At 73.5% G+C, this 21,792-nt stretch carries 16 protein-coding genes; 4 read left to right on the top strand and 12 right to left on the bottom strand.

Translation table 11 applies throughout. The annotated features are described in order from the left end of the window. The first annotated feature begins 136 nt into the window (after positions 1-136). From ACQEU6_RS00570 to ACQEU6_RS00560, 3 genes are all read left to right on the top strand, one after another. The gene (locus ACQEU6_RS00570) at positions 137-1,348 is read left to right on the top strand and encodes an MFS transporter (RefSeq protein WP_499328509.1); all 1,212 of its coding nucleotides are present in this window, start codon (positions 137-139) and stop codon (positions 1,346-1,348) included. Between the two features lie 77 nt (positions 1,349-1,425). Beyond that, on the top strand, positions 1,426-2,235 hold the full coding sequence (locus tag ACQEU6_RS00565) for an ArsR/SmtB family transcription factor (protein ID WP_499328507.1): 810 nt from the start codon (positions 1,426-1,428) through the stop codon (positions 2,233-2,235). Positions 2,236-2,251: 16 nt separating this feature from the next. After that, positions 2,252-2,740, top strand: a complete 489-nt coding sequence (locus ACQEU6_RS00560; RefSeq protein WP_499328505.1) for a hypothetical protein — start codon at positions 2,252-2,254, stop codon at positions 2,738-2,740. On the opposite strand, the gene ACQEU6_RS00555 is transcribed toward ACQEU6_RS00560, so the two are convergent. The 10 genes from ACQEU6_RS00555 to ACQEU6_RS00510 all read right to left on the bottom strand — a co-directional run bounded on the left by ACQEU6_RS00555 (position 2,737) and on the right by ACQEU6_RS00510 (position 15,631). Further along, positions 2,737-4,329: a TerD family protein gene (locus ACQEU6_RS00555; protein ID WP_499328503.1), complete on the bottom strand. Its 1,593-nt coding sequence runs from the start codon at positions 4,327-4,329 to the stop codon at positions 2,737-2,739. The two genes, ACQEU6_RS00560 and ACQEU6_RS00555, sit on opposite strands and share 4 nt — an antisense overlap. A gap of 6 nt (positions 4,330-4,335) precedes the next feature. Next, positions 4,336-4,905: a TerD family protein gene (locus ACQEU6_RS00550; protein WP_499328500.1), complete on the bottom strand. Its 570-nt coding sequence runs from the start codon at positions 4,903-4,905 to the stop codon at positions 4,336-4,338. A gap of 167 nt (positions 4,906-5,072) precedes the next feature. After that, positions 5,073-6,197, bottom strand: coding sequence for a S1 family peptidase (locus ACQEU6_RS00545; RefSeq protein ID WP_499328498.1), 1,125 nt, complete (start codon positions 6,195-6,197; stop codon positions 5,073-5,075). Positions 6,198-6,338: 141 nt separating this feature from the next. Next, positions 6,339-9,026 carry a sugar-binding protein gene (locus ACQEU6_RS00540; RefSeq protein WP_499328495.1) on the bottom strand — a complete coding sequence of 896 codons (2,688 nt, stop codon included), beginning with the start codon at positions 9,024-9,026 and terminating at the stop codon, positions 6,339-6,341. 19 nt (positions 9,027-9,045) lie between these two features. Next, positions 9,046-9,837, bottom strand: a complete 792-nt coding sequence (locus tag ACQEU6_RS00535; protein WP_499328493.1) for a carbohydrate ABC transporter permease — start codon at positions 9,835-9,837, stop codon at positions 9,046-9,048. Next, positions 9,834-10,805 (bottom strand): carbohydrate ABC transporter permease, encoded by a 972-nt coding sequence (locus ACQEU6_RS00530; RefSeq protein ID WP_499328492.1) that lies wholly within the window; start codon positions 10,803-10,805, stop codon positions 9,834-9,836. The genes ACQEU6_RS00535 and ACQEU6_RS00530 overlap by 4 nt, the downstream gene beginning before the upstream one ends. Positions 10,806-10,891: 86 nt before the next feature. Then, entirely contained in the window at positions 10,892-12,250 is a 1,359-nt protein-coding gene (locus tag ACQEU6_RS00525) for an extracellular solute-binding protein (protein ID WP_499328491.1), read from the bottom strand. A gap of 59 nt (positions 12,251-12,309) precedes the next feature. Further along, on the bottom strand, positions 12,310-13,506 hold the full coding sequence (locus ACQEU6_RS00520) for a carbohydrate kinase family protein (protein WP_499328490.1): 1,197 nt from the start codon (positions 13,504-13,506) through the stop codon (positions 12,310-12,312). Next, entirely contained in the window at positions 13,503-14,873 is a 1,371-nt protein-coding gene (locus ACQEU6_RS00515; protein WP_499328489.1) for a 6-phospho-beta-glucosidase, read from the bottom strand. The genes ACQEU6_RS00520 and ACQEU6_RS00515 overlap by 4 nt, the downstream gene beginning before the upstream one ends. Further along, positions 14,870-15,631, bottom strand: coding sequence for a DeoR/GlpR family DNA-binding transcription regulator (locus tag ACQEU6_RS00510; protein WP_499328488.1), 762 nt, complete (start codon positions 15,629-15,631; stop codon positions 14,870-14,872). Before ACQEU6_RS00510 ends, ACQEU6_RS00515 begins: the two co-directional genes overlap by 4 nt. Before the next feature lie 320 nt (positions 15,632-15,951). Between ACQEU6_RS00510 and ACQEU6_RS00505 the strand changes: the two genes are divergently transcribed. Further along, a complete protein-coding gene (locus ACQEU6_RS00505; protein WP_499328487.1) occupies positions 15,952-18,126 on the top strand; it encodes a pectate lyase-like domain-containing protein in 2,175 nt (724 codons plus the stop codon). A 136-nt stretch (positions 18,127-18,262) separates the two neighbouring features. On the opposite strand, the gene ACQEU6_RS00500 is transcribed toward ACQEU6_RS00505, so the two are convergent. Continuing rightward, entirely contained in the window at positions 18,263-18,805 is a 543-nt protein-coding gene (locus ACQEU6_RS00500; protein WP_499328486.1) for a hypothetical protein, read from the bottom strand. Continuing rightward, on the bottom strand, positions 18,753-21,776 hold the full coding sequence (locus ACQEU6_RS00495; protein ID WP_499328484.1) for a tetratricopeptide repeat protein: 3,024 nt from the start codon (positions 21,774-21,776) through the stop codon (positions 18,753-18,755). The genes ACQEU6_RS00500 and ACQEU6_RS00495 overlap by 53 nt, the downstream gene beginning before the upstream one ends. Between the last annotated feature and the right edge of the window lie 16 nt (positions 21,777-21,792).

Genomic DNA, 21,792 nt, shown 5'->3' with positions numbered 1-21,792 from the left:
CCCCGACGCCATATCAAGATCACTCAATCCGGCATGAACCCGGACCCTCAGGGCTGTCCTGCACAGGGGTCGCTGTTGCAAGATATACGCAATAAGTGCCTCAATCCCTGGAGTGCGGCGACCCATGCCTCATCTGATGCCCCCTGCCGGGCCGCAGCGCGTCATCGCGGCGTCGAACTTCGTCTACACGGTCGGGAGCGGTCTCTATCTGACCGCCGGCGTTCTGTACTTCACCCAGGCGGTGCGCCTTCCGGCGGGCCAGGTCGGGGCCGGGCTCGGGATCGCCGGGCTCGTCTCGCTGGCCGTGGGCATCGCCGCCGGGCATCTCGCGGACACCCGGGGAGCGCGCGGCGTCTACGCGGCCACCCTCGTCGTCCAGGCGCTGGCGACGGCGGGATTCGTGCTGGCGGACCGGTTCTGGCTGTTCCTCGCCGCCGTGTGCACGGCCACCGGGGCCAAGGCGGCGGGGCTCGCGGCGCGCAGCCCTCTGATACGCCGCTACGGCGGGGACCGGCCGCAGGAGTTCCGCGCCTACCTTCGCGCCGTGACCAACGTCGGCATCTCGCTCGGGGCGGTGCTGGCCGGCTGGGCGGTGCAGGCGGGCACGCTCACCGCCTACCGGCTCCTGGTCATCGGCAACGCGGCCGCCTTCGCGGTGTCCGCGGCGGTGGTGTGCCTCCTGCCGCCCGCACCGCCCAGGCCCGTCGCCGAAGGGCCCCGGCGGGTCGCCCTGCGCGACCGGCCCTACCTCGCGCTCACCGCGATCGACGGGATCATGGCCGTGCAGTTCAAGGTGCTGACCGTCGCCCTGCCGCTCTGGCTGGTCGGAGCGACGACCGCTCCCCGCTGGCTCGTCTCGGGGACCATGGTCCTCAACACCGTCATGGTCATCGTCTTCCAGGTGCGGGCGAGCCGCAGCATCGACTCCCCCGCGAGCGGCGGCGCCGCCTATCGCCGGGCGGGTGCGGCCTTCCTCCTGTCCTGCTCGCTCGTCTCGCTTGCCGCGGGGACGCCGCCGTGGGCCGCCGTGGCGCTGCTCATGGCCGCGGTCGCGGTCCACACGCTCGGCGAGCTGTGGCATTCCGCCGGAGGCTTCGAAGTGTCGTTCGCCCTCGCACCCGACCACGCCACGGGCCAGTACCTGGGCGTGTTCGGCCTGGGCGCCGGACTCGCCGAGGCCGTCGGCCCGGGCCTCCTCATCCTTCTGTGCATCTCGTGGGGACGTCCCGGCTGGTACGTCGTGGGGGCCCTCTTCGCCCTGACGGGCCTGGCGGCGGCGCCGGCCGTCCGCTGGGCGCAGCGGACGCGCGAGGACTCGGTCGCCTGCGGGGAAGCCCCGGCCGTCTGACCGGACTCCCCCAACTCGACCGCCGGTCGACACCGCGTGCTTGACGATAGGCAGGTGAATGCCTGCATAATGGTCGCGTGAATCAGGAAGCGGGAGCGATGGATCCGGTCTTCAGGGCGTTGGCCGATCCGACGCGGCGGCTCCTGCTCGACCGGCTGCGGGAGCAGAACGGGCAGACGCTGCGTGAGCTGTGCGAGCGGCTGGACATGGCGCGGCAGTCGGCGACGCAGCATCTCGACGTCCTGGTGGGCGCCGGGCTCGTGACCGTCGTCAGGCGGGGGCGGGAACGGCTCCACTATCTCGACCCGGGGCCGATCCACGAGGTCGGCGAGCGGTGGATCTCGGAGTTCGACAGGCCCCGCCTGCAAGCGCTCAGCGCCATCAAGACCCGGGCAGAGGAGTACGCCATGACCGGTGAAGCGACGACCGTCCCGACCTACGTCTACGTCACCTACATCCGCGCGACCGCGGAGCAGGTGTGGCGCGCCCTGACCGACGCGGACCTGACGGCGCGCTACTGGGGGCACGCCAACATCTCGGACTGGCAGCCGGGCTCGCCCTGGGAGCACCGGCGCTCGGACGGATCGGGCGTGGTCGACGGTGTCGGCCGCGTGCTGGCGGCCGAGCCGCCGACGCGCCTGGCCATCACCTTCGAGGACCCCCCCGGCGTCGAACCCCCCAGGGACGCGTCGGTCGTCACCTTCCTCGTCGAGCCGCACCACGACATCGTCCGCCTCACCGTGACGCACGAGAACCTCCCCAACGAGGAGATGCTCAACGGCATCTCGCAGGGGTGGCCGGCCGTCGTGGCGAACCTCAAGTCGCTGCTGGAGACCGGCGACGTCCTCCCGCAGGTGCCGTGGGAGATGGCCGGAACGAACGCCTGAGCAGAAGGGCAACTCCATGGACACCGCTCCGCTGCGGGACGCCTACCGCGCCCTGCTGGACGCCGCCGCGAGCGCGGAGGGCTCCGATACCGCGCCGCCGCCAGGCGAATGGAACGTCGAGCAGATCCTGGCGCACGTCAGCATCATCAACGCCGTCACCATCACCGCCGTCTCCGCCGTCGCCTCGGGCGCGATCGCGACCTACGACAACCGCATGGCCCAGGAGTCCTGGACCATCGAGCGCGTCATCGCGCAGGCCGGCGGCGGCGCGGGGCTCCGGGAGCGCGTCGCCGCTCAGGCGGACGCCCTCTGCTCGCTCGGCGGGCCGATGCTCACCGACGCCGAACTCGACACCCTGGTGCCCACCCGGCTGGTGTCCAACGGCGACCTCCTGGTCGACCAGCCCGTGCCCCTGCGCGCCCTGCTCGGCGGTCTCACGGAGACGGAGCTGCCGGGCCACACCCGGCAGATCCTGGCCCTCGCGCCGGACGGGGCGCCCGGCTAGGGCGCGGTGCCGGCGCGGGCGTGGACGCCGAGGACGTGGGCGAACAGGGCGGGGACGCGAGAACCGCCCGCCGTGTCCGGGAGCACCTCGGGGGTCAGCGTCCACTCCGCGCCCACCCACGAGTCCCCGATGGAGCCCTCGCTGGAGGGGAGGTCGTTGCAGGACTGCCGGACGCGCATGGTGCGCACGGACTCGGCCGCGGGCGTGTCGGTCTCCACCAGGAGCACCGGGACGCCGACCAGCGGGCCGTCCTCGACCAGGCGCAGGAGCTGGTGCGACTCCTCGCCGTCGAGCGCGGCGCCGGCGTCCAGGACGACGACCAGGCGCAGCGGCGGTCCCGCGGCGGGGCCGTCGTCGCCGCCGATCCGGCGCAGGTCGACCAGGTCGAGGAGGCGGCGGAGACGTTCGGCGGCCGCAGGGCCGGTGGCCACGCCGCCGCCGAGGAGGCGGGCGGTGGTGGACGGGTCGAACCCGTGCAGCCAGCCGGCGCCGGACAGGCCGGCGGCGTCGATCACCTCAAGGCCGACGACCCCGGGCGGGACGGCCGCCAGGAACCGCGTCACCAGCGACCACGCGTAGGCGGCCGAGTCGCCCGGCACGGTCCCCCGCGAGATCCACATGGCGCGCCGCAGCGGCAGCCGGAGGATGAGCGGCACGTCCAGGCCGGGCAGCTCGGCGGTGGACAGGCGGCCGAGCAGCATGCCCTCGGCCAGGTCGGCGCGGGGCTGCCAGGTGAGCCAGGCCGGCGCGTCGAAGGGCGCGGCCTCCGGGGTGACCTGCGGCTCCACCCGGGCCAGCTCGTCGCGCAGCTGCGCGGCGTCGGCGCGCAGCCGCTGGTCGGCCGCCTCCATGAGCCGCTGGAAGCCGCCGGTCGGCTTGCGTCCGGCGATCTCCTCGTTGCGCACGACGAGCGCGTACTCGGTGGAGGAGTGGAACGCCGCCAGCGACCGGCTCGCGTCCTCCCAGACGAGCCAGCAGCGCTCGACGTAGCCGACCTCCGAGTCCGGCGGGGCCGCCGGCCGCGCGTCCGCGGGCGGGACCTCGGCCGGGCGGATCGGCGGCGGCGGGCCGACGGCGGGGGCGGGCTCGGGCTCGCCCGGGTCGTCCACCTCGACGCCGTGCGCTTCGAGCAGCTCGGCCAGGCCGCCGGCGTAGCCCTGGCCGACGGCCCGCACCTTCCAGCGGCCGTCGCGGCGGTAGAGCTCCAGTCCGATGATGGCCCGCTCCGAGCCCAGCCCCGGGACGGTGAACTCGACGAGCGGGTCGCCGGCGCCGGCGGTGAGGGCGAGCCGGGGCGGCGGCATCGCGCCGAAGGTCGTCGCGCCGGTCAGGCTGACCGCGATCAGCACCGCCGCGGCGTCGGCCGGGACCGCGTCGAGGTCGACCTCGACGCGCTGGCGGCCGTCACCGCACCAGCGCACGCCGGGAGCCTCGGGCGCGTTGTAGAACACCAGGTCGGCGTCGGAGCGCGCCCGCAGGCCGGGACCGACGAGCAGGGCGCTGACGTCGACGGGGACGGCGCAGGACGCGGTGGCGGTCACGCGCCGGGCGGGCACGGGTGCGTTGGCGCCGGGCGACAGTTCGGCCATGGGCGGTCAGGCGAGACCGATGATCGTGGGCAGCATGTCCTGGAAGGTGCGGCCATGGCACGGCTCGCCGATCGCGTTCATCTTCCAGGTCTCGCCGTGCCGGTAGAGGCGGGCCATCACCATGGCGGTGTGGGCGCCGCCGCCGGTCAGCGTGTAGCGGGCCAGCTCGCCGCCGTCGATCTCGTTGACCAGGCGGCAGAAGGCGTTCTCCACCTCGTTGAACGTCTGCCCGTTGAAGGAGCTGACGGTGAACACCAGCGAGGTGACGTGGACGGGCAGCCTGCCCAGGTCGACGATGACGGACTCGTCGTCGCCGTCCCCCGCCCCGGTGAGGTTGTCGCCGGTGTGCCGGACCGACCCGTCGTCGCTGACCAGCTTGCCGAAGTAGACGACGTCGGCGAGGTTGCCGTCGGCGAAGAGCACGCAGGACGCGTCGAGGTCGATCTCCCGTTCCCGGGAGCCGAAGAAGCCCTTCTTCTTCACCGCGTCCCACCCGAGGCCCATCCGGACCATGCTGAGCGCGCCGCCGGGCTTCTCCAGCGAGATCCGCTGGCCCTTCACCATCGAGACGGTCACAGCCGTCGCCTCCTCGCTGTCCCCTGAAGGCACCCAGTACACGGTGCGCGCACAGCCTTTCAGCCGATCCGCCTCGTTGTCACCCGATTCATGCCTCAGGTGTCGCAGGCGACACCGCGCGCAAAAGGAAGCCCAGGCCGAATGTGGCCCGGGCTTCGTTTCGCGGGTCAGCCGATCTCGGCGCCGAAGACCTGGAGGGCCTCGGTGACGGGTTGGAAGAAGGTGACGCCGCCGGTCCGGCAGTCGCCCGAGCCGCCGGAGGTGAGGCCGAGCGCGGTGCCGCCGGCGAAGAGGGGGCCGCCGCTGTCGCCGGGCTCCGCGCACACCGTCGTCTGGATCATGCCGGTGACCGTGCCCTCGGCGAAGTTCACGGTGGCGCCGGTGGCGGTGACGCTGCCGGAGCGGACGCCGGTCGTGCTGCCGCTGCGGAGCACGCGCTGGCCGACCACGGCCTCGCCGGCCCCGGTGATCTGCTGCGCCTGGCCGTTGTAGAGGTTGACCGCGCTCTCGCCCGCCCCGCCCTGCCCGGTCTGGACGAGCGCGAAGTCGTTGCCCGGGAAGTCGCTGTCCACCGTCGTGCCGAGGGCCTCGGCGCCCTCCTCGTCGGCGGCCCAGTTCCGCACCTCGTTGCCGCAGTGGCCGGCGGTGAGGAAGAAGTCCTGCCCGCCGCGCCTGACGTTGAAGCCGAGCGAGCAGCGCGCGCCCTGGCCGAAGATCGCGTCGCCGCCGAGGGCGAACGTGTGCAGCGCGCCCTGGATGCGGACCATCCGGACCGCCGACCCCATCCGGCTCGCGGTGCGCTGGACGGCGGCCAGCCGCGCTCCGGTGACCGTGTCGTCCGTCCAGACCGTGACCTTGGACGTCGCGGGGTCCACGGCCCAGCCGGTGCCGGGGATGTCCGACACCGAGTCGCGCAGGGCGCCGGTCACCCGCCTGAGCGTCGCCGGGCTGCGCTCCGTCATCTTCGGAACGGCACCCGCGGCGCGCACCGCGGCGGCGTCCGCGGCGTTCGTGACCGTGACGACGGGGCGTCCCGCGGAGTCGACGTAGGCGCCGGTCGTGCGGTCGCCGAGACGGCCGGCGATCCCGGCGGCCTTCGCGGCGGCCTGTCCCGTGGCGGGCCGGCCGGCGCGGGCGTCGCCGGCGAGCCTCGCCTCCTGGCCGCCGGACCGCCCCTCGGCGTGCACGACGTACAGCGCGCCGGCCAGGAGCCCGGCGGATCCGGCCGCCACCGCGGTCGTCGTGACCGCGGTGCGCAGCCGGCTGTTCCTCACGCTCTTCCGGCGCCTCATGAACCCTCCCGGTTCCGGGGTGTCGATCTACGCGTGGGGGTACGCGCCCCGGCGGGACGGAGTTCAATGCGCCCCGGTGTTCATGCGCCGTGCCGCCGGGCCGGGGGGCGTGCCCGCTCCCCCCGGCCCGGCGGAACCGCGTCAGCCGCCCAGGCGGACGGCGCTGCTCGCCGTTCCCCCCTTCGCCGCCTCGAAGGCCACGGTGAGGATGCCGGTCGCGCCCGGCACGGTCACGGTGGTGGTGCCCGCCTCGCGGATCCGGACCTCCTTGGTGCCGAGCAGCTTGCCGTCCCACACGTGGACGTGCGCGGTGCCCGGTCCGGTCGCGACGAGGCGCACGGTGGCCGAGCCGCCGGAGACGGACGGCCGGCCGGCGATCCTCGCGGTGTCCGAGCGCGGCGCCGCGGGACCCGCGGCGAGCGGGACGCCCGTGCGCACCGCCTGGATGATCGACTCGGGTGCGTTCACCGACCGCGTCGCGTCGGTCGGCATGACCGGCGGCGGGAGCGTGGTCGGCATGCCGGACGGCGGGGTGTGGCCGGGCAGGGACACCAGGCCCCAGCGGTACGGGTCACCCTGGACGCCGCCCCAGGTCGACCAGCCGATCCGGGTCTGGCCGGTCTTGTCCTGGGTGTCGGAGTCGTAGACGAAGACGTTCAGGCCCATGCGCCGCGGGTCCACCGCGGTCGGCAGCGCCGTGAACGGGATCTCCGCCTCGATGACGTACCCGTCGTAGGGGTCGGCGACCGTCGAGGCGACCCGCATGCCGGGCGCGGTCTCCTCGCCCGGGCCCTGGCGCGCGTCCGCGTCGCGCTCGAAGCACGGCTTCCCGTCCGACATCTTGGGGAAGATCCCGGTCTTGAACGTGGTGGAGGTGTTCTCCGAGTCGCCGCGCGGGTCGATCCCGATCTCGACCGAGTCGGTGCGCCAGTGCCGCTTGCAGTCGTCGGCGCCGAGCACCGTGCCCTGCTTGTCGTCGCGGACCTTGACCAGCACGTGCAGCGCCTTGTCGGTCCAGGTGACCTTGCCGGTGGCCGAGCAGTCGTCGGCGGACTCGCACGCCGACCCCTCCCAGCGCCGGGACAGGTTCAGCTCGGGTCCGGGGTACTCGCCGGGCGACTCCTTTCCGTCGACCGCCGGAGCGGTCGCCGCCTTCGGCAGTTCGGCCGTCGGGACCAGTTCGAGGGCGCCGTTCTGCACGTCGGCGCCGCCGGAGGAGGTCGTGGTGATGGTCAGGTCGTGGTCGCCGTCGGTCCCGCCCTGGTTGGAGGTGGGCAGCGACTTGTCGGTGTTGGTGACGGTGAAGGTGGCCGAGCCCGTCTTGCCCGCGTCGAGGGTGTAGGGCTTGGACGCGGCGTCGGCCGTGAAGCCGGCGGGCAGGCCCAGCGCGACCGTGCCGGACTGGGCCGAGGCGGTCGTGTTGGACAGGTCCACGCGCACCTGGCGGGAGGCGCCGGACGCCAGCGTCAGCACCCGCTTCACCTGCCCCGTCAGCGCCGGGACGCCCGTCCCGTCCGCCCAGGTGTCGAAGTCCGACACGCGGGGCAGCGGTTCCAGGACGCCGGTGACGGCGGGCCTGACCTCAACGGACGCGGCCGTCTGGCCCTTGGCGGCGCCGCCGGTGAGCATCGCCGAGAGCTGCGTGCGCCCGGCCTTGACCCCGGCCGGAGGCGTGACGGTGAAGGTCGCGGTGCGCTCGGATGCGCCGACGGTCCCCAGCTCACCGGAACCTGTCACGTTCCAACCCGTCGGGACCGCGAGCGTCGCCTTCGCCGCCGGCAGCCGCTCGGGCGAGCTCGCGTGCGCGGTCACCTTGAAGGGGCGTCCCGCGGTCACGCCGAACGCGTCCGTCGTCAGCGAGAACCGGCTGCCCAGCGGGAGCCCGCCCTTCGCCGGCACCACAGCGCCTTCGAGCATCGCGGACGGGTCGGTGTTCCCGAGCGTGAACGGGACGCGGCTGTGGATCTGCCGGAAGTAGTCGCAGCCGATCTGGGCCGGGTCGGACGGAACGTCCGGGAACCCGCCCCAGCCCTGGCTGACGTACGTCCGCTGGGCCTCGCGCTCCACCTGCGCCCACGTCTTGCCGCCGTTGCGGGCGGACGCGCGGCCTCCCCACACGCCGTAGGTGAGCGACGCGGCGGCGGACGGCGTGCCCTTGGCGGCGCAGCCGGAGCCGGCGGGCCCCGACGCTCCGCCGGTCTGGAACAGGCGCCCCGGCGCCCACGTGCCCAGCCCCTCGCCGCCGAGCTGCGCGGGGTAGGCCTTCGGGTCGGCGGCGGCGAAGTAGGCCTCCGTCGCGAGCCGCGCCGCCTGCTGGTGGTTGCCGTGCTGGCCCGGAAGGGGTGCGGGGACCATGGTGACGATCACCTTCGGCCGCGTCTCGCGGACGAGCCGGACGACCTTCTCCAGGGTCTTGTCGTGGTCCCAGGTGTCGGCGGTGAGCGGGGTGCTCACCGTGTAGTAGAAGTCGACCTTGTCCAGATAGTGGATGTCGGTGACGCCCGCCTTGCCGACGGCGCGCCGCTCCTCGTTCTCGCGGAGCAGCCCGAGCGCCGGGCCCTCCTCGGTTCCCGAGGCGTTGCCGCCGCCCTCGCCGCGGGTGACGGTGAGAACTCCGATCTTCGCCTTGGCGTCCTCGTTCCACTGGCCGAGGGTCGACAGGGCGCCGGCCTCGTCGTCGGGGTGCGCCCCGACGAACAAGACGTCGAGCCGGCCGTCGGCGGAACCGGAGCCGCCCGGGCCGGCCGCCCGCGCGGGCGGACCCGCGAAGGCGACGGACATTGCCGCGAGTGCGGCGGACAGGACTGCGGGTAGGGCGAGTCTTCGCATGAACTCTCCTGTTCTTTCCCTACTCCTTGACGGCCCCCGAGAGCATTCCTGCGATGAACTGTCGCTGCAGGAAGACATAGACGATCACGATGGGCGCGGCGATGATCAGCGCGCCCGCCATGAGCAGTGAGTAGTCGGTCTTGTGGGTGCCCTGGAAGAAGGACAGCCCGAGCGGCGCGGTGCGCAGCCCTTCGTCGGAGTTGACGATCACCAGCGGGAGCAGGAACTCGTTCCAGGTCCACATGGTGGTCAGCAGCACCATGGTGAGGATGGCCGGGCGGCCGACCGGCACGAGCACGCGCCACAGCGTCGTCCAGCCGGACGCGCCGTCGATGCGCGCCGCCTCCAGCAGCGACCGGGGGATGCTGCGGAAGTAGGCGCGCATCCAGAAGGTGCCGAACGCCACCGACATGGCCACCTGCGGGAGGATGAGCCCGGCGTAGCTGTTGTCGAGCCCGGCCGACCTCAGGTCGAAGTACAGCGGGACGACGACGGCCTCCGTCGGGATCGTCAGCCCGGCCACGAACACCAGGAACAGGGCGCCGGCGCCGCGGAACCGCATGGTGCCGAGCGCGTACCCCGCCATGATCGACAGCACCGCGGACACGACGACGGTGACGGTGGTGACGATGACGCTGTTGCGCAGGTAGGTCGCGAAGTGGCCCTCGCGCCAGGCCGTCCCGAACGTGGACAGGTCGGCGTGCGGCAGCTGGAGCGCCTGTGTGACGACCCCGATCATCGGGAACACCGCGATGACCGAGAAGACGACGAGGATCGCGTGGTTGGCGAACCGTTCGGCCCGGACGTTCATGCGTCCTTCCCTTCCACGAGCCGCCGGACGCCGGCGGTGACGGCGAACGCCAGCACCGCCAGCGTGACGCCGATCGCGCAGCCGAGGCCGACCTCGCCGGTGTTGAACGTGCGGTTGTAGACCTCGTAGGCGGGGACCTTCGTCGCGTCGCCCGGCCCGCCTGCGGTGGCCATGTAGATGAGGTCGAAGTTGCGGATCGCCATGATCGTCGTCAGCGTGAGCGCCACCGCCAGCTCGCGCCGCAGCCCCGGCAGGGTCACCGCGAAGAACTCGCGGACGGGCCCGGCGCCGTCGATCCTCGCGGCCTCGTACAGCTCCCGCGGGATCTTCTGCACCCCGGCGAGGAACAGCACCATCGCCAGGCCGATCCCCACCCACGTCCCGACGGCCCCGACCGCGGGCAGCGCGAAGGTGAAGTCGCCGAACCAGCCGCGCCTCCAGTCCGGCAGCCCGAGCGCGTGCAGCCAGCCGAGGACGGTGTTGACCGGCCCGTCGGCGGAGTACACCCACTGCCACGCCACGGCCACCGCGACCATCGCGACGACCTGCGGCAGGAACAGCACGGTCCGGAAGAACGTCAGGCCGCGGATCTTCGTCCGCGACATGGCGGCGACCAGCACGAACGCGATGCAGCACGGCAGCACCGAGTAGAACAGGATGAGGATGAGCAGGTGCCCGAACGCGCCGCGCAGCGACGGGTCCGACCAGGTGGCGGTGTAGTTGGAGAACCCCGCCCACGTCGCCTCGCCCAGGCCGTCCCAGTGGTAGAGGGAGAACTGCGCTCCCCGCGCCAGCGGCCACAGCAGGAACGTCCCGTAGACCAGCAGGGCCGGCAGCGTGTACAGCCAGCCGATCCGGCCGGGCTCGCCGGGAGATCCGGAGGCGGCGCGGACGCGCCGGTGCGCCGCGCGCGGGGGCGGGGCCCCGCGCCTGGACTTGGTGGTCTTTCGCCGCGCGACGGTCGTCATGGGCGGGCTCCTTGGTCGTGCGTGCGGCGCCGTCCCGCCCCGGCCGCGCGCAGGCGAGGCGCGGCCGGAGCGGGCATGGCCGGTTCCTACTTCTTCTTCTGGAAGGCGGAGTAGTCGTCCTGGGCCGCCTTCATGACCGCGTCGGCCGGCTTGCGCCCGGCGACGAGCTCCTGCAGCGGTCCGCCGAACGCGTCGGTGAAGGTCGGCGTCGCGTAGTCGAGGTACGGTGTGATGCCGTCGTTCTTGCTCAGCTCCGCCCACGCCGTCGACACCTCCTTCAGCAGCGGCCCGGCCGGCTGCTTGGAGGGCGCGGCGAGCGCCGGCAGGTTGCCGGTCTCGACCGAGACGTCCATCGCCTCCGGGGAGGTGATGAAGTTGATGTAGGCGGCGGCGACGTCCGGGTTCTTGCTCTTGGACGTGATCGACCAGGGCAGGCTCTCCCCGCCCATCGTGGCCGACGGCGACCCGGCCTGCGCCGGGGGCGGCGCCATGAAGCCGACCTTGTCCTTCATCTTGTCGCTCAGCTCGGAGGCCCACCATGTCCCGCCGAACATGAACACGCCGTCGCCCTTGGCGAAGTTGACGGGGGTGTCGTCCCACTTGACGGCGTTGGCGTCCTTGGTGAAGTACCCCTTCTTCGACCAGTCGCCGAGCTTCTGCGCCGCCTGGACGTTCGGGGCGTCGGTCCAGGAGCCGCCGCTGCCGAACACGAGCTTGCGGACGGCCTCCTTGTCGGCGACGCCGTCCTGGAGGATGCCGTACAGCTGCATCGCGGGCAGCTTCTCCAGGTTGCCGAACGCGATCGGGACCTCGCCCTTGCCCTTGGCCGTGGCGAGCGCCTGGTCGAACTCCGCCCAGCTCTTCGGCGGCTGGACGCCGAGCTTGGCGAGCTTCTCCTTGTTGTAGTAGAGCCCGACGATCTCACCGTTGAGCGAGACGCCGTACAGGTTGCCGGACCCGATGAGCTTGCCGTCCTGGGTGACGCTGTTCAGGTCCGTCAGGCCCTTGGGATAGCGCTTGCGCCACCCGTAGACCTGGTCGTAGGAGTCGAGCGGGAGGAGCATCCCGGCCTTGACGTACTGCGCCATGGACGCGTAGCCCTGGTTGGCCTCCACGACGTCGGGCGGGCTGCCGCCCGACAGCGCGAGCCGGAGCGTCTTCTGCAGGTCGCTGAACGACCGCGACACCCGCTTGATCTTCACGTTGGGGTACTTGGCCTCGAAGCGCTTGTTCAGCTCCTCGATCTGCTTCTTCTGCCCGCCCTGGACCTCCTGGTCCCAGACGGTGAGCGTCACGTTCCCGGCCTTGGCCACGTCGGTGCTCACCGCGGCGGGCGCCTTGCTCTCCGGCTTGTCGCCGGACGAGCCCGGGGCGCACGCCGCCGCGAGCAGGGTCGCGAGGGCCGCGGCCGCCGCGGCCGCTCCTCGCCTCGTCAGTGTCGGCATTGCTACGGCTCCCTAGTGCTGTCTGTCCTGCTGTGTCCGCGCCGGCCGGGGACGGCGCGCTAGTGGTCGGCCCGGAGGGTGGGTTCGGCCCGGACGACCGTGTCGGTCGCCGAGTCGGGGATGAAATCGACGACGAACGCGTACGGTTCGAGGACGGACTCGGGCACCTCGCCGGACTCGCCGAACGCGGCGATCTCCCCCCAGCACGGTGCGCCGAGCGAGCCGCTGCGGTGCCGGACCGACAGGCCCGCGCACAGGTTGGCGAACCGCAGCCGCTCCGGGAGCGGGAGGCCGGCGAGCGTCCCGAACAGGAACCCCGCGCCGAACACGTCGCCGGCGCCGGTCGCGTCGAGCGGCCGCACCGGCAGCGCGTCGGTCTCGGCGACCTCCCCGGTCGCCGAGTCGATCGCGATGGCGCCCGCGCCGCCGCGCTTGACGACGACGACCGGGACCCGCGCCGACAGGGCGCGGGCCGCGTCCTCCGGCGTGCTCGTGCGGGTGTAGGCCATGGCCTCCACGGCGTTGGGCAGGAACACGTCCACGTGCTCCAGCCGGTCGAGGACCTCGCTGGACCACGTCTCGGTGGCGTCCCAGCCGATGTCGGCGAACACCGCGGCGCCCTCCCGCCGCATCTCCTTCGCCCAGCCCGGCACCGGATGCTCGATGTCGACGAAGCAGGCGCGCGCGGCCGGCGGCGGGGAGCCGAGCACCGCCTCCGCGTCGCCCGTCTCGCCGGGGCCGAGGTCCGGCAGGGGCCTGGCGTAGGTGACCATGCTGCGGTCGGAGTCGTAGGCGAGCGACACCGTGACCGGGGTGGGCCAGCCTTTGATGCGGCGGGAGTGCCCGAGGTCGATGCCCTCCTGCTCGGCGAGCGTCCGCCACAGGTAGGCGCCGAACATGTCGTCGCCGAACGGGGCCGCGAGCCCGACCCGCAGGCCGAGCCGGCTCATCGCCACCGCGATGTTGGCGGCGCCGCCGGGCGCCGAGCCGAGGCCCTCGGTGAACATCTCGGTCCCGGGCGGGGGCAGCCCCGGCAGCCCGGTGAAGATCATGTCCATGAAGACCTGGCCGCTCAGGAAGACGTCCAGCTCGGGCGCCGGGCCGGAGGCGTCCCCGCCGCGCAGCAGGTCGCCGGCCGGGACGCGCTCGGTGCACGGGTCGGCCAGGGAGGGCTCGGGCGGCTGCCCGGGGGCCGCGGCCCCGGCCGGGCCGGAATGGTCCACGGGCGGGCTCCCGCCGAGGGTTTCCACGGTCATGACGACTCCTCACGGGAGAAGACGGCGGCGACCTCGGGGATCCGGTCGATGTAGCCGTCGAGCAGCTGCCGGCCGATCCGCGCCGAGTCGACCAGGGGGTGCAGGGCGAAGGCCTTGGCGGCCTCGGTCCGCGAGCCGGTGACGGCCGCGCCGACGGTCAGCCGCTCGACGGCCTTGACCTGCTGCATCAGCCCTGCCTGGTGCAGGTCGGGCTGGTCGAGCGGCAGCGGGTGGACGCCGCCGGCGTCGACGGTGACGGGCACCTCGACGACCGCGTCCGGGGGCAGCGCGGTGACGGTCCCGCCGTTCCGCACGTTGAGGATCATGGAGGCGGGCTCGTCGCGGCTGATCGCGGCCATCACGTTCAGCGCGACCCGGGCGTAGCCCTCCTCGGCGGGGTCGACGCCGGAGTGGTCGTCGAGCGCCTCGCCGGTCCGCGCGCCCTTCATCTCGGCCATGTAGCTCGCGCTGCGGGAGGCGACGGTCTCGCGCCACAGCTCCATGGCCGCCCCGCCCGACGCCGCGGCGATCCGCTCGTAGAACGCCTCCTGCTGCTTGAGCAGGAACTCGCCGCGCGTCTGCGGCGCGTCCAGGGTGGCGCGGACCGCCTCCCGGTTGAAGTAGTAGTAGTACAGGTACTCGTTGGGGATGAGGCCGAGGTCGCGCAGCCACTCGCGGCCGAAGACCACGCCCTCCTCCAGCGTCCCGAGCAGGGCGTCGTCGGCGAGCAGGTCGGGCAGGACGTCCACGCCGTCGTGCAGGACGCGGCGCATCCAGCCGAGGTGGTTCAGGCCGACGTAGTCGAGCCGGATCCGGTCCGGTTCCAGGCCGAGCGCGGCGGCGACCCGCATGCCGAGGCCGGACGGGGTGTCGCAGATGCCGAGCACCCGGTCGCCGAGCACACCCTGCATCGCCTCGGTGATCATTCCGGCGGGGTTGGTGAAGTTGATGACGTAGGCGTCCGGCGCGAGGGCCTTCACGCGGTGCGCGACGTCGAGCATCACGGGGATGGTGCGCAGCCCGTACGCGATCCCGCCGGGGCCGGTGGTCTCCTGGCCGAGCACGTTCAGGTCCAGCGCCACGCGCTCGTCGCACACCCGCCCCCGCAGGCCGCCCACGCGGACGGCGGCGAAGACGAAGTCGGCGCCCTCCAGCGCCGCGTCGAGCCCGGTGCTGGTGAACACGCGCGGGGCGTCCTCGGCTCCGCCGGCGAGCGCCGCGAGGACCTCCGCCATCCCGGCCAGGCGGCCGGCGTCGGAGTCCTGCAGCCAGACCTCCTCGATGCGCGGGGAGCCGGGGTCGCGCAGCAGGGCCTGGTACACGTAGGGCACCCGGAACCCGCCGCCGCCGAGAATGGCCAACTTCATGCGATGTACACCTTTCCGCCCGCCTCGCGGCAGACCTCCAGAGTCCGGGGGTCGGCCCCGGCCGTCGTGACGAGCGCGTCGACGCGGTCGAGCGAGCACACGCGCAGAGATCCGGTGCCGGGGAACTTGGCCTCGGAGGCGACCAGCACCACCCGGTCGGCCGACTCCAGCATCGCCTGCTTGATCGGTGTCTCGACCTCCATGTCGTCCATGACATGGCCGTCGGGCCGCACCCCCGTGCAGCTGAGGAACACCAGGTCGGCGCGGACCTGGCGGAGCGCGGTCTCGGTCAGCGAGCCGACGAGCGAGAGGTAGTTGCGCCGCACGACACCGCCGAGCAGGCACAGCCGGACGGCGTCGTCGTCGCGCAGTTCGTCCAGCACGGCCAGGTTGGCGGTGATGACGGTGACGGGCCGCCCGCGCAGGTGCCGGGCGAGGAGCCGGGTGCTGGTGCCGATGTCGAGGACCACGACCATGTCGTCCTCGACGAGCTTCGCCGCCCGCGCGGCCACCGCCGCCTTCTCGTCGCTGTCGTGCTCGGCCGACGCCGCGAAGGAGATCTCCGGCGCCGCCGGGCGCGGGGACAGCGCCGCTCCCCCGTAGGTGCGCAGCAGCTCGCCGTTGCGGTCGAGCACGTCCAGGTCGCGGCGAATCGTGGACTCGCTGACCTGGAGGGTCTCGGCCAGCTCCCGGACGGAAGCGGCGCCCTTGGCGCGCAGGGACGACACGATCTGCGCCCGTCGCATGCTCGATGTCACGCGGTGGAACGTAACACCACTGCTCGACATCCGTCATCACCTCGGCGGAAACCTGCTCGAAGTCCGTCATTCACTTCTCTGACGTGCACAGACTCGGCCAGGACGGCAGTGGAGTCAGTGATCGCTGTCGGGAACTCGGAACGTTCCACAGGGGTAGGGACGGAGCATTCGGGGGCGGTGCGGGGGCTGTCAGGACGGAAGGTCAAATCCACGCAAATTGGACCCTTGACGCCCATATAATTTCGACCTTAAATCATGATGTGAAATAACGCGCGTGTTCTGAGGGCCCCCGCTCACCCACCCACGCGAAGGAGATGCGCATGCATCCCGTCCCGCCCCGAGGACCGTCCAGGAGAGCCTGGACGGCCGCCGTCTCCGCCCTGCTCCTCGTGGTCGCGCTCGCCGTTCCGGGCCCGTCCGGCCGCGCCGCCGCGGCGGCGTGCGGCCCGTCGGACGCGGCGCTGAACCGGCCCGCGACCTCCTCCTCCGCCGAGAACGCGTCCTTCCCCGCCTCCGCCGCCGTCGACGGGGACCCCGCGACCCGCTGGTCGAGCGCCTTCACCGACCCGCAGTGGCTCCAGGTCGACCTCGGCAGCGCGCAGGACATCTGCCAGGTGGTCCTCAACTGGGAGAGCGCGTACGCCAGGACCTTCCAGATCCAGGTCTCCGACAACGCCGCCGACTGGACCTCGCTCTACTCCACCGCGAACGGCTCCGGCGGACCCCAGACCGTCAATGTCACCGGCAAGGGCCGCTACGTCCGTATGTACGGCGCTGCCCGCGCCACGCAGTGGGGGTACTCCCTGTTCGGCCTGACCGTGCACACGGGCTCCGGCGGCACGCTCCCCGGTGGGGGCGACCTCGGGCCCAACGTGCTGGTGTTCGACCCGTCCATGAGCACGTCCGACGTCCAGGGCAGGCTCGACGCCGTCTTCCGCGAGCAGGAGAGCAACCAGTTCGGGACGGCCCGGTACGCGCTGCTGTTCAAGCCGGGCAGCTACAACGTCAACGCCGACCCGGGCTTCTACACCTCGATCGCCGGCCTCGGCCGCAATCCCGACGACGTCACCATCAACGGCGGCGTCACCGTGGACGCGGGCTGGTTCGGCGGCAACGCGACGCAGAACTTCTGGCGGTCCGCGGAGAACCTGGCGATCAACCCGTCCGGCGGGTCGGACCGGTGGGCGGTGGCGCAGGCCGCGCCGTTCCGCCGCATCCACGTGCGCGGTGACCTGAACCTCTCCCCCACCGGCTACGGCTGGGCCAGCGGCGGCTGCATCGCCGACTCCAGGGTGGACGGGCAGGTGCAGCCGTACTCGCAGCAGCAGTGGCTGACGCGCGACAGCCGGATCGGCGGCAACCTCAACGGCGTGTGGAACATGGTGTTCTCCGGCGTCGAGGGCGCGCCCGCGCAGAGCTTCCCGAACCCGCCCTACACCACGCTGAACACCAGCCCGGTGACCAGGGAGAAGCCGTACCTGTACGTCGACGGGTCCGGGGCGTACAGCGTCCTCGTCCCGGCTCTGCGGCGCGACTCGCGCGGCACGACCTGGTCGGGCGGCTCGACGCCCGGAGCCTCCGTCCCGCTGTCGCGGTTCTTCGTGGCCAGGCCCGGAGACTCGGCCGCCACCATCAACGCGGCGCTGGGCCAGGGCCTCGACCTGCTGTTCACGCCCGGCGTCTACCACCTGAGCCAGACGATCAACGTCACGCGTCCCGGCACGGTGGTGCTCGGCATCGGCTACCCGACCCTCGTCCCGGACAACGGCGCGGTGGCGATGAGCGTGGCCGACGTCGACGGCGTCAGGCTGGCCGGGCTGCTGTTCGACGCCGGGACGGCCGAGTCTCCGGTGCTGCTCCGGCTCGGCCCCGACGGCGCGGGCGCCGACCACGCGGGCGACCCCGCCTCGGTGCAGGACGTCTTCTTCCGGATCGGCGGCGCCGGGCCCGGCAGGGCGGCCACGAGCCTGGTGGTGAACAGCGACGACGCCCTGCTGGACCACATCTGGGCGTGGCGCGCCGACCACGGGAGCGGCGTCGGCTGGACGGTCAACACCGCCGCCAACGGCGTGGTCGTCAACGGCGACGACGTCACCGCCTACGGGCTCTTCGTCGAGCACTACCAGAAGTACCAGCTCGTCTGGAACGGCGAGCGCGGGAAGACGGTGTTCTTCCAGAACGAGATGCCGTACGACCCGCCGAGCCAGTCCGCCTGGCGGAGCGACTCCCCCGACGGCTACGCCGCCTACAAGGTCGCCGGCTCGGTCACCGCGCACGAGGGCTGGGGCCTCGGCGGCTACTGCTACTTCAACGTCGACCCGTCGATCGTGGCGGCCCGCGGCTTCGAGGCTCCCAACCGGAGCGGCGTGCGGTTCCACGACCTGCTCACGGTCTCGCTGGGCGGCAACGGGGTCATCCGGCACGTCGTCAACGACACGGGCCCGGAGGCGTCCGGCACGGGCACCGTCCCGGCCAACGTGGTCGCCTACCCCTGATCCGCTCGGGCGTCCCCTGCGGGCCTCCGACGGCTCGCGGGGGGGCGCCCCCGACGACTGCGCGGGCCGCTCGTCCTTCATCTCCCACGGCGACCCGTAGCACCTCCTCGTCCCCGTCGGCTGGTGATCCCGGAGATCAGAGGTGGTGGGCGAGGTCGGGCAGCGTCTCCGGGCCCGCCGGACCCCGCAGCGTGAAGACGAACAGGGTGACCGGGGCGCCGGAGCCGTAGGCGGCGACCGCGCGGTGCGTGCCGTCCAGGAGCAGGTTCCGGCCGGGCGCGGCGCGCAGCACCGGAAGGATGAGCTGGACGGGCTCGGTCTGGGCGCGGAACAGCGCCCCGAAGTCTTCGAGCTTGCGCCGCCGGTCGCACTCCCAGACGGCCGTGCCGCGCGCGGCGTCACGAACGCGCAGCGGCACGGCCCCGGGATCGCGCCATTGCGCCTGGCGGCCGCCGGGTGTGGTGTACCAGACGGTGAACAGGTCGCCGAGCACGCCGCGCGAGGAGCCGTAGTACTCCTCGACGGCGAACCCGGCCTCGCCCTCCAGTGTGAGCCGGGCCCTGATGTGGGTGGTCAGGAAGATCTCTGAGAACTCGGTGACGTTGATGGGCTGCTCCGTCTCGTTGTCAAAGGCTCTGCCGGATGCGTTCCGCGCGCGCTCTGAGCTCGGCGGCCTCACCCCGGTGGCCGGGAAGTCCGGCCAGGCCGGCGAGGATCGGGATCAGCTTGGGATGCTCCGGCCCGTACCGTTCCTCGTAGATGCGCCGCGCCCTCAGCAGGGCGCCGGCGGCCGCCTCCGCGTCGCCCGTCCCGGCGAGGACGAGGCCGTGCCTGGCGAGCACTTCCGCGACATAGGGATGGCCCGGGCCGTAGAAGCGCTCGTACAGCTCGCGGCCCCCGCGCAGGATCTCGTCCGCCCTGCCGGCCTCGCCCAGGCGGGCGAGCGTCGTCGCGTGCAGGGTCTCGGCGGCGACCGTCGTGGGGTGCTCGCCCAGGCTCTCCCGGAACGCCCGGGCGACGCGCCGCAGCAGCCGCTCGGCCGCGGCGTGCTCGCCCAGCGCGCACAGGGCGGTGGCCTCGGCCCGGTGCTGCTCCATCACCTCGAAGTGCTCGTCGCCGTACCTGCGCGCCAGGTCCGCGGCGGCAGCGGCGGCGCGGTCCCGGGCGCGGCGGAGCATCGCGGGGTCGTCGAGGAGGCCTCCCATCTCGGCCTCGACGAAGGCCAGCCGCCCCAGGCCGAGAAGGGTGCGGTCGTCGTCGTCCCCGTGGGCGTCGCGCAGGACGGCCACGCTCCGCCGCATCAGCTCCAGCGCTTCGCGGACCCGGCCTCCCCGCCACAGCACGGTGCAGCGCAGGACGTCGACGTCGACGCGGCGCAGGTCCGCGCGCGGCACCCCGGCGGACTCCAGGATCCGGCGGGCCCGCTCCGCCGCGCGGCGGGCCTCCTCCAGCTCGGAGAACTCGATCAGCAGGCCGCACCGCCAGACCAGGAACGGGCAGAGCGCCGGGTCGTCGGGGCCCGCCGTCTCCTCCCGGACGCACAGGGCCGCGTCCATGGCCGTCCGGGCGGCGGGCAGCTCGGCGAGCCTGTACAGCAGGACGCCCTGCCGGAGTTTCGTCTCCGCCCACTGCGGGCTGCCGCTTCCGTACGCGCGTTCACGCAGTGCCAGGGCCGCGTCCAACGGTTCGCGCGCCTCGGCGTAGCCGGCCCGTTCGATCAGGTAGGACCCGGCGCGGTGCAGCAGGTCGCCGAGCGCCCTCTCCGTCTCGGACCGCGGGCGGCCGTCCCCGCCGATCCGCTCCCGGTGGCGCTCCTGGACGGCCAGGACGTGGGGCAGGAGTTCCGCGCAGGCCCCCCACCGCTCGCTGTCCTCGACCTCTCGGGGAAACCGCCTGTCGAGCAGCGCCGCGGCGGCCTCCAGCCATGCGCCGGCCGGGCCCGTGTCCAGCCGGACGGCGGTCTGCACGAGCCGGTGGACGTGCACCCGCCCGGCCTCCGCGGTGACCAGGGAGTACCGGGCCAGCCGCTGGACGGCGAGGTCGAGCTCGACGGGGTCGTCCGCCAGGCTCGCCAGGCCGCCGGGCAGCCGCACCGACGGGTCGAGGAGGTCGCGCGGGATCCCGACGGGGGCGAGCATCGCCCACAGGCGCATCAGGTCGAGCGCCGCAGGCAGGTGCTCCCCCGCCCGGGCGAGGAGCAGGCTCCAGGTCATGGACACGGGCTGGACCCGGTCGTCGGGGCGGAAGCGCGACAGCACCCGGCCGAGCGAGTCGTCCAGCAGCCGCCGGTAGGTCCGCAGCGGCACGGCGGCCTGCCGGCAGTAAGCCGCGGCGTGCGCGAGGGCGAGCGGCAGCCCGCCCAGCGCTCCGGCGATCTCGCGGGCCGCGTCGGGGTCGTCGTCGCCGGCGCCGTCGCACAGGAACCGCTCGGCCGTCGCGGGCGCCATGGGGCGCACCTCGACGCGCCCGCCGGGATCGATCAGCCCGCCCCAGTCCGACCGCGCGGAGGTGAACAGGACATGCCCGGCGCGGCCGGCGGGCCAGTGGTGGACCGGGCTCCCCCCGCCGCCTGGCGCGGCGTCGGCGTCGGCGTTGTCGTAGACCAGCAGCCAGCGGGGGCCGTCGCGCAGCGTCCGCCACAGTTCGGCGACGACCCGGTCCGCGTCGGGCTGCTCGCGGACGCCGAGCGCCGCCGCCAGTCCGAGCAGCCCGTGCCGCAGTTCGACCGCGCTCCCGGCGTTCAGCCACCACACGATGTCGTAGCACCCGCCGTAGCGGTGGGCGTACTCGACCGCCAGGGCCGTCTTCCCCACCCCGCCGAGCCCCCACAGGGCGACGGCGGTCGCCCGGTCGGGCGCGTGCTCACGGGCCAGGCCGGCCCGCACGCGGCGCGTCAGGTCGTCGCGGTCGACGAAGCCCGGGTCGGGCGGGGGGAGGTTGCTGACGCGGGGCCCGTCCCCCGGGAAGCGCACCCCGCGCCGGGAGGGGAGCCGGTCCGGGCCGGGAGCGGGGCCGGCGGCGTCGAGGGCGCCGCAGGCGACGAGCCCGCGGACGATGACCGCGCACGCGGCGCTCTCCGGCCGTCCTGCGATGTCGACGACGTGGTCCGCCTCCGCGCCGCGTGCGGAGGAGTCGACCCGGATCGCGATCCGGCGCGCCCCGTCCCCGCCATCGGCCCGGGGCCCGTCCCGGCGCGGGGCGATCTCGCTCGTGGAGGAGTGCACGACCAGTTCCCAGGTCTGCTCCTCCTCGGCGGCGGCGGGCGCCGTCCCCCATGGGCGCATCTCGACATGCGCGTGAGCGGCGAGGGAGACGGCGGCCGCCACCCACTCCGCGTACGCCGCGTCGGCCGGGTGGTAGGACAGCGCGACCGTGCGCGGCGGCGGCGCGGGTTCGTCGGGCCGCCTGGCCGGGGGCAGGCGCCGTGAGCGTTCGCGCAGGAGCCCCAGATACGTGCCGCCCCCGGTCACGAGGGAGCTGAACAGGCCGAGTGCGAGCGGTCCCGGCCCGGCGGACACCGGGACCTGGGCGGCGAATCCGGCATAGGTGCCGAGGCCGACGACCAGTCCCGCCGCCGCGGGCACCCGATGCGCGACCAGGGAAGGGAGCGGCCGCCACGGGCGCCGCCGTCTCGCCGGTCGGTCTCGCACGCTCGCTCCCGTCTGC

It is taken from the genome of Spirillospora sp. CA-108201 (assembly GCF_050936235.1).
Lineage (GTDB): Bacteria > Actinomycetota > Actinomycetes > Streptosporangiales > Streptosporangiaceae > Spirillospora.
This window is presented reverse-complemented; position numbering and strand designations above follow the sequence as displayed.